The 8,092-nt window shown below is 74.6% G+C and carries 9 protein-coding genes and 1 tRNA gene; 6 read left to right on the top strand and 4 right to left on the bottom strand.

What is annotated here, in order from left to right; translation table 11 throughout:
• Both DQW06_RS11945 and DQW06_RS11940 read right to left on the bottom strand, forming a co-directional pair.
• Positions 1-423: response regulator (locus tag DQW06_RS11945; RefSeq protein ID WP_157983411.1), on the bottom strand; the 423-nt coding region annotated here is incomplete at its 3' end.
• Entirely contained in the window at positions 411-1,628 is a 1,218-nt protein-coding gene (locus DQW06_RS11940; protein ID WP_013151364.1) for a sensor histidine kinase, read from the bottom strand. The genes DQW06_RS11940 and DQW06_RS11945, both read right to left, overlap by 13 nt.
• Positions 1,629-1,818: 190 nt before the next feature.
• Between DQW06_RS11940 and DQW06_RS11935 the strand changes: the two genes are divergently transcribed.
• From DQW06_RS11935 to DQW06_RS11920, 4 genes are all read left to right on the top strand, one after another.
• Complete coding sequence (locus tag DQW06_RS11935; protein WP_117198432.1) at positions 1,819-3,021, top strand: sensor histidine kinase; 1,203 nt, start codon at positions 1,819-1,821, stop codon at positions 3,019-3,021.
• 335 nt (positions 3,022-3,356) lie between these two features.
• Entirely contained in the window at positions 3,357-4,031 is a 675-nt protein-coding gene (locus tag DQW06_RS11930) for a response regulator transcription factor (RefSeq protein ID WP_071621332.1), read from the top strand.
• A gap of 122 nt (positions 4,032-4,153) precedes the next feature.
• Positions 4,154-4,879, top strand: coding sequence for an ABC transporter ATP-binding protein (locus DQW06_RS11925; RefSeq protein WP_117198433.1), 726 nt, complete (start codon positions 4,154-4,156; stop codon positions 4,877-4,879).
• Positions 4,880-4,908: 29 nt separating this feature from the next.
• Positions 4,909-5,634, top strand: a complete 726-nt coding sequence (locus DQW06_RS11920; RefSeq protein ID WP_232833008.1) for an ABC transporter permease — start codon at positions 4,909-4,911, stop codon at positions 5,632-5,634.
• Between the two features lie 40 nt (positions 5,635-5,674).
• Here DQW06_RS11920 and DQW06_RS11915 read toward each other — a convergent pair whose 3' ends face one another.
• Positions 5,675-6,190 (bottom strand): LURP-one-related/scramblase family protein, encoded by a 516-nt coding sequence (locus DQW06_RS11915; RefSeq protein WP_071621334.1) that lies wholly within the window; start codon positions 6,188-6,190, stop codon positions 5,675-5,677.
• A gap of 229 nt (positions 6,191-6,419) precedes the next feature.
• Here DQW06_RS11915 and DQW06_RS11910 point away from each other — a divergent pair, with 229 nt between their 5' ends.
• Complete coding sequence (locus DQW06_RS11910; RefSeq protein WP_071621335.1) at positions 6,420-7,121, top strand: exonuclease domain-containing protein; 702 nt, start codon at positions 6,420-6,422, stop codon at positions 7,119-7,121.
• A 256-nt stretch (positions 7,122-7,377) separates the two neighbouring features.
• On the opposite strand, the gene DQW06_RS11905 is transcribed toward DQW06_RS11910, so the two are convergent.
• Positions 7,378-7,449 (bottom strand) — tRNA-Arg (locus tag DQW06_RS11905).
• A gap of 130 nt (positions 7,450-7,579) precedes the next feature.
• On the opposite strand from DQW06_RS11905, the gene DQW06_RS11900 reads away from it, so the two are divergent.
• Positions 7,580-7,966 carry a response regulator gene (locus DQW06_RS11900; protein ID WP_041552199.1) on the top strand — a complete coding sequence of 129 codons (387 nt, stop codon included), beginning with the start codon at positions 7,580-7,582 and terminating at the stop codon, positions 7,964-7,966.
• Positions 7,967-8,092 lie beyond the last annotated feature (126 nt).

Below are 8,092 nucleotides of genomic sequence, written 5' to 3'. Positions count from 1 at the left end.
GCGGGCCAGCAGCTGCTGCACCACCGCCGGGTCCATCACCGTGCCGCCCCCGGCCACCCGCCGCAGCGCGTCCACGAACTCGCTGACCCGGCCCACCCGGTCCTTGAGCAGGTAGCCCACCCCGCCGCGGCCGTCGGCCAGCAGCTCCCCGGCGTAGTCCCTCTCCACGTACTGCGAGAGCACCAGCACCGGCAGCGCCTCGTGCCTGCGGCGGGCACCGATCGCCGCGTGGATGCCCTCGTCACGGAAGTTCGGCGGCAGCCGCACGTCCACGATGGCCAGGTCGGGCCGGTGGCGGTCCACGGCGTCGGCGAAGGCCGCCGCGTCCGCGGCCACCTCGGCCACCTCGAAGCCCCTGGTGGAGAGCAGCAGCTCCAGCCCCGCCGACAGCAGCACGTTGTCCTCGGCGATCACGATCCGCACGGCATCTCCACGTCGATCACGGTCGGCCCGCCCGCCGGGCTGTCCACGCGTACCGTACCGTCCAGGGCGGCCACCCGGCGGCGCAGTCCCCGCACGCCGCTGCCGCGCTCCTCGTCCACCCCGCCCGAGCCGTCGTCGCGCACCGTCACCCGCAGCACGCCGTCCTCCCGTCCCAGGCGCACGGAGATCTCCTCGGCCCCGCTGTGCTTGACCGCGTTGGTGACCGACTCGGTGACCACGAAGTAGGCCGCGGTCTCCACCGCCACCGGGAGCGCGCCCAGCTCACCCACGTCCAGGCGGGTGGGAACGGTGGTGCGGGCGGCCAGCGCGGTCAGCGCCCCGGACAGTCCCCGGTCGGCCAGGATCGGCGGGTAGATGCCCTGGATCACCTCGCGCAGCTCGGCCATCGCCTCCTCGGCGCCCTCGTGGGCGTTTCGGAGCAGCGCGGCCACGGCCGGGTTCTCCACAGCCTCCCTCGCCACACCCAGCTGCATCGCGATCGCCACCAGCCGCGCCTGGGTGCCGTCGTGCAGGTCGCGCTCGATCCGGCGCAGCTCCGCGCCGTGCGCGTCCACCACGTCGGCGCGCGTGCGGCTCAGCTCGTCCACCCGGGCCGCCAGCAGCTCCGCCTCGGTGGGGGCCAGCAGCGCCAGGGTCATGCGGGCGTGGGCCCGGGCCGCAGGGACGGCCGCGCCCAGGCCCAGCGCGCACCCGATCACCGCGTAGGCGGCCCCGGTGACCAGAGCGGTGCCCCAGTCCAGCACCGGGAGCCACAGGAGCTGCAACGGCTCCTCCCCCGGGACCGCCCACCAGAACAGGTACTGCGGCGCACTCAGCGGCATCGCGAGGGCCAGCAGCCCCACGAGCCCCAGCACGATGCTGGCGGGCGCGAACACGGGCAGCCACAGCAGGACGCGGCGGGTGGACGGCCGACCCCACAGCTCCCGGAAACCGGACGCCTCCCGCCCGCCCACGCGCGGGACCGGCACGCCCAGGAAACGGGAGGCCCACCCCTGGTGCCAGGAGGCCCACCGGCCCAGCAGCCCCACCCAGCGCGGGAGCAGCACGAATCCCAGGCCCCCGATCGGGATGGTCAGCGCCACGGCCAGGGTCAGCGGCAGCATCGCCAGCGTCACCAGACCCGAACCCAGAACCACCAGCAGGTACGTGCTGGCCCGCAGCGCCCGCCTCCAGACCGCACCCATGCCCGCCGTCCCTTCCTCTCGCCCGTCGACCAACGACAGTCTGGCCCATCGCGGACACCCCGGGCACTACAGCCAGCCACCCTCTCCGCCCCGCGGCCGCCGCCGACCGCGCGAGCGCGTCGACGGACCCGCCGGACACTGCCATCGTGGACGGGGAACCCCCACCCGCCTCCGGAACGGAGCCCGACCGGTGACCACAGCGACCGACCCCCCGCCGACCGGTGCGTCCGCCCCCGCGCCGTCCCGACACTGGACGGCGTTGGACGCCCGGCCCGGTCCCACGCGCCGCAGGTTCGCGGTGGACACCGCCGTGGCCCTCCTCCACCTGCTGCTCTCCGGAGGCCTGCCCGACCCGCACACCCTGGGCGCCCAGCCGCTGGACTGGGTGCGCCCGGTCCTGTGCGCCGTCGTCGCGGCCGGGATCGTGCTGCGCTGGAGATGGCCCGCCGCCTCCTTCGGCGCGGTGCTCGCCGCCGGTCTGGCGGCCACCGTCGCGGGATGGGGCCAGATGCCCCTGGCCGCCGCCGCGTGGGCGCTGTACCCGCTCGCGCTGACCGCCGAACGCGGCCCCACCCGGCCGCGGCACGGGTTGTATCTGCTGGCGGGCGTCCTGGCTATCGTGGCCTTCGGAACCAACGGCGCGGCCCTGGACGGAGTGCTCCGCGACCTCGGCGTCGGCTCGGTGCTCCTCGGCCTGTCCTGGCTGCTGGGCCGCTCAGTCCGGGAACGCAGCGTCCAGGAGGCGCGCGCGGTCGCCGCGGTGGCGCGCGAGGCCCGGGTCCGGGAGCGGCTGCGGGTGGCCCGCGAGGTGCACGACGTGGTGTCCCACACCCTGGGCGCGGTCGGCATGCGCGCCGGGGTGGCCCGCTACACGGGAGGGGACGCCGAGGACCTGCGGGCGGCCCTGGCCGACATCGAGGCCGCCAGCCGCCAGGCCTCGGACGAACTCCGCGGGGTTCTGGTGTCCCTGCGCGGCGACCACGACGCGCCCCTGGGACCGCGGCCGGGACCGGCCGACCTGGAGGCCCTCGTCGCCACCGCGGAGAGCACGGGGATCACCTGCCGCCTGCGGACGGAAGGGGCCGGGGCGCTGCCCCCGGCCGTGGCGGACAGCGTCCACCGCGTGGTCCAGGAGGCGCTCACCAACGCCATCCGGCACGCGCCCGGCTCCGCCTGCGAGGTCACCGTCCTGGGCGGCGCCGCCGCCGTGGAGGTGGAGGTCATCGACACCGGGCCCGCGCCCGGCCGCGTTCCCGTACCGGGCAGCGGAACCGGCCTGGCCGGGATGGCGGAGCGTGTCGCCGCGCACGGCGGCACCCTCTCCGCCGGGCCCCTCCCCGGCGGCGGTCACCGCCTCCGCGCGCACATCCCCTTCGGACCCGGGCCCGGGTGAGGCCGTGCGGCGACTGCCAGCGCCCCGTCGCACACGGCGAGCCGCGTTCCAAGGCCCGTCCACCGGGAACGCGCGGCGCGCCCGTGTGCCGGACGGTGCCCGTGCGCTTCGCGGAACCTGTGTACCGAAGGAGTTACGTGTGACTGACGACTCCTTGGGTGCCGGGTGACATTTGTGTGCTGGACAGTGTCTGAGCGTCGGGTGACACCCGTGCGCCGACAGGCGGCGGAACACGGGAACCCACCCGCGAGCGGAGTCCGCCAGACTGTGTCCCGGGGCCCGCGCGCCGCCGCGGCGACGCGCCCCGGTATCCGTCCGAGGGCAGGGGGACAGACATGGGTGAGGCGGCGCCGGTGCGGATCGTGGTCGCCGACGACCAGGACCTGCTGCGCGGTTCGCTGCGCATGCTCATGGACAGTGACCCCGGCCTCACCGTGGTCGGCGAGGCGCGCACCGGGCACGAGGCGGTCGACCTGGTCGTGCGCACCCGGCCCGACCTCGTCCTCATGGACGTGCGCATGCCCGGACTCGACGGGCTGGCCGCCACCCGCCAAATCTGCGCGCGGACCACCGCTACCCGCGTGGTCGTCCTGACCATGTTCGACCTCGACGAGTACGTGTACGGGGCGCTGCGCGCCGGGGCCAGCGGGTTCCTGCTCAAGAACACCGCCCCCGAGGAGCTGCTGCGCGCCGTCCGCGTGGTCGCCGACGGCCAGGCGCTCCTGGCCCCCGAGGTCACCGGCCGCCTGATCGCCGAGGTGGTCCGGTCCAGGCAACCCGAGTCGGACGGGTGGGCCGACGTCCCGCTGACCCCGCGCGAGCGCGAGGTCGCCGCCCTGGTCGGCGGGGGGCTGTCCAACGCCGAGATCGCCGACCGCCTCGTCCTGAGCCGCGCCACCGTCAAGACCTACGTGAGCCGCCTGCTCACCAAACTCGACGCCCGCGACCGCGCGCAACTGGTGGTCTTCGCCTACGAGACCGGCCTGGTCCGGGCCGCACGCCGCGACTGACCCGGCCGCCCGGCCCCACCGGTAACACGTGCGCCCGCCTCGGACGTCCCCCGGGGTTGACGGTGCGACTGTCCACTCCGGGCCGACGCGCCGGTCCGCCCCCGGGCCCCACGATGGTCGCCATGATCGAGATACGCGGACTCACCAGGCGCTTCGGCGCCCACACGGCGGTGGACGGGCTCACCTTCACCGCCCGCCCCGGCCAGGTCACCGGATTTCTGGGGCCTAACGGGGCAGGAAAGTCCACCACGCTGCGGACACTGCTCGGGCTGGAACGGCCCGACGGGGGCCGCGCCCTGGTGAACGGGGTGCCCTACACCTCGCTGCGCACACCCGCAGCCACCGTCGGCGCCCAGCTCGACGTCGGCGGCGCCCACCCTTCCCGTACGGCCCGCGCCCACCTGGGGTGGATCGCCCGGGCCAACGGTCTGCCCGCCTCCCGGGCGGAGGAGGTCCTGGAGTGGGTCGGCCTGGCGCACGCCGCCCGCTCGCGGGTGCGCACGTTCTCGCTGGGCATGGGACAGCGGCTCAACCTGGCCGCGGCCCTGCTCGGCGACCCGGAGGTGCTCGTGCTGGACGAACCGGTCAACGGGCTCGACCCCGAGGGCATCCGGTGGATTCGCGGGTTCACCCGCGGGCTCGCCGACCGCGGGCGCACCGTCCTGCTCTCCAGCCACCTCATGGGAGAGGTGGCCAGGATCGCCGACCACCTGGTGGTCATCGACAGGGGACGGCTGGTCGCCGAGGGCGGACCCGCGGAGCTGACCGCCGGACACGACTCACTGGAGGAGGCCTTCTTCGCCCTCGTCGGCCGGGGCCACGAGGAGTGGACCGGGGGCCAGCGGTGAACGGCGTCCTGCGCGCCGAGGCGGACAAGTTGCGCACTCTCGTCTCGGTCTGGATCACCTGCCTGGCGACCCCGCTCCTGACGGTCGGGCTGGCCTGGCTGTCGGGTTGGTCGGTCGGCCGGGCCCTGGAGAACGACCCCGGGATGCTGGTGCGCGAGGTCGTCCCCGAACAGAGCGGCTTCGACGCGATCATGTACGGGCAGGCCGGAATGGTGGTGCTGGGCGTGCTCGCGGTCAGCGGCGAGTACACCGGCGGACAACTGCGCACCTCGCTGCTGGCGGTGCCCGACCGGCCCCGACTCCTCCTCGCGAAGGCGACGGCGGTGGTCCTGGCCGCACTGCCCGTCGCGGCGGTGACCGTGACCGCCGCCTTCGCCGCCACCCAGTTCGGGCTGGGGGAGCACGGCTACCCGCTGGCGGACATCGCCGGCGGCCCGGTGCCGGGCGCCCTGGCGGGCGCCGTCCTGTACTGGGTCCTGCTGGCCCTGCTCGCGGCCGGGCTGACCGTCGTCGCGCGCAACGCGATCGTGCCGCTGACCGTGCTGATCAGCACGGTGCTGGCGCTGTCCTTCTTCCTCTCGATGCTCACCGACGCGGCCGACTACCTGCCCGACCGCGCGGGGGTCCAGATGTTCCTGCTCGGAGGACCCAACCGGACCGACCTGTCCGCCCTCCAGGGCGGCGCGGTCATGGCGGCCTGGGTGGTGCTGGTGTGGGCGGCGGCGGTGTGGCTGTTCCGCCGGCGCGACGCCTGACCCGGGGGAGGGGCCGGGGCGCCGCCGCGCGTGCCCCGGCTCAGTCCCCCGGTCCCTCCTCGTCCTCGTCGCGGGTGAGGGTGTCCACGGCCACCGCCACGCTGATCACCAGGGCGGGGTCCCCGGCGAGGTCGGTGCGGTGGGTGTTCACGTCCACCGCGTAGGTGTCCAGGACGCGGAACCACTTGCGGGACACGTGCGCGACGGTGCCGTGCTCGTCGCTGATCACGTACTCCTTGCCGAGGAAGTCCCCGGTCACCTCCCAGTCCGGCGCGCCCTCCACCTCCACCACGAGCTTGTCGCGCAGCGGGTTGACCAGGCGCTTGCGCACGGTGGCGGTGGCGCCGCCCTCCCGCTCGACCCTCATCTGGTCGCGCAGTCTGAACAGCTTCTTGCGGATGACGGCGAGGACGGTGCCGCCGGTGTCCTTGAGCTCGAAGGTCGTGCGCAGCCGCAGCGCCTTGCCGTCCACGAGGAAGACCTTCTCACCCGCCTCGTCGGTCACCCAGTAGTCGTCACCGATGTCGAAAACGCGTTCGCGTACCAGGAACTTCATGCCTCGAAGTTAGGGCACGCGCGCCCGCCGCACCAGAGGCCGTCCGCGCCTGTGGACAACGCCTCCCGGGCAGGGCCGTGCGGGCACGCGCAGGACGGGGGACCGCTCGACGCGGCCCCGCGCCGGCACCGCCGCCGGACGGGATCGTGCCCGCGAAAGTCCGCCCGCTCCGGCACAACACGCGCCGGAGCGGGTACCTATGGGCACATCCCGACCCGGAAAGGTCCCCATGACCTGGCACACCCGGCCCATGGCCGCGTTCGACACCGAGTCCACCGGCCTGGACCTGGCCAACGACCGGATCGTCACCGCCGCCCTGTGGCGCATCGACCCCGCGGCCCGCACCAAGGAGGTCACCACCTGGCTCATCGACCCCGGGATCGACATCCCCCAGGAAGCCACCGACATCCACCACATCACCACCGAGCACGCCCGCGAGCACGGCCGCCCCGCCGCCGAGGCGGTGCCCGAGATCGGCGCCGCCCTGGAGAAGGCCGCCGCGGACGGAGTGCCGGTGGTGGTCTACAACGCCCCCTACGACCTGGGCCTGCTCTCCGCCGAACTCCGGCGCCACGACGCCGGGGCGCGCTTCGACGGGACGCTGCGCGTCCTGGACCCGCTGGTGATCGACAAGCGCTTCGACACCTTCCGGCGCGGCTCGCGCAAACTGGTCGACGTGTGCGCCCACCACGGCGTGCGCCTGGACGCCGAACAGGCGCACGGGGCCGCCGCGGACGCGCTCGCCGCCGCCCGGCTGGCCTGGAAGCTCGCCGCCGCACACCCCGAACTGGCGGCCATGGACATCGACGACCTGCACGCCGCACAGGCGGTCTGGAAGGCCGAACAGGCCGCGAGCTTCCAGGACTACCTGCGGCGCAGGGACCCCGAGGCGGTCGTGGACGGCTCCTGGCCGCTGCCCGGTCCCGCCTGACCGGGCACCGCCCGCCGCTCCGGGGCGGCCGGACGACCACGGGCGGCCCCAACACGCGGGGCGGTGCCACCGGGAGCTCCCGGTGCCACCGCCCCGCGTGGCGTCACACGTCCTGCCCGCCGCGTGCCCCGTCCACCGTGTGTCCGGGGAAGTCCAGGAAACGTGGTGCCGGGTGCCGCGGAACGAAAAACGCCGACCGTGGCGGTCGGCGTCGTTCTGGCTGGTCAGCGGGGTGAATCCGCTGGTTCGTCCTGTGTGCCCCCTGCAGGATTCGAACCTGCGCACACGGCTCCGGAGGCCGTTGCTCTATCCCCTGAGCTAAGGGGGCTGGCTTGCGTGAACAACTGTAGCAGGGGCGCGCCGCCCTTCGTCCACCCGTCGCCGCCGCGCCCGCCCCGGCCCGGCGATGACCGCAATCCGGTGGTGCCGTGTCGCCCGGCGGCGGTAGTGTCGCGCCCGTGAACGCCCTACCCACACGGGTTCTCGTCGTCGAGGACGACGACGTCATCCGCGAACTCATCCGCCTCAACCTCGAACTGGAGGGGTTCGAGGTGTTCACCGCCGTGGACGGCCAGGACTGCCTCGACCGCGCCGCGCACATCGACCCGCACGTGGTCACCATGGACGTCATGATGCCCCGCGTGGACGGCTGGACGGCCGTCGAGCGCCTGCGCGCCGACGCCCGCACCCGCGACCGCCCCATCATCATGGTCACCGCGCGCACCCAGGAGACGGACCACCAGCGCGGCAGGCGCGTTGGTATGGACGCCTACCTCACCAAGCCCTTCGACCCCGACGTGCTCATCGACATCATCCGGAGCCTGGTCGACAGGGGCCTGGAGTGACCCCCGGACACCTGGAGGCCGCCGTCCGCGCGGCCGCCGCGCGGGCCCTGGACCTGGCCCCGGACGCGATCCCCTTCGTGTGGCCGCGCAACGACCACGCGGACGGGGGCGCCGACGCCGCCACCG

Source organism: Nocardiopsis sp. TNDT3, from assembly GCF_003427465.1.
GTDB classification, from domain to species: Bacteria; Actinomycetota; Actinomycetes; order Streptosporangiales; family Streptosporangiaceae; genus Nocardiopsis; species Nocardiopsis dassonvillei.
The sequence above is the reverse complement of the archived record's forward strand: the minus strand, read 5'-3'. Positions and strand labels throughout refer to the sequence as shown.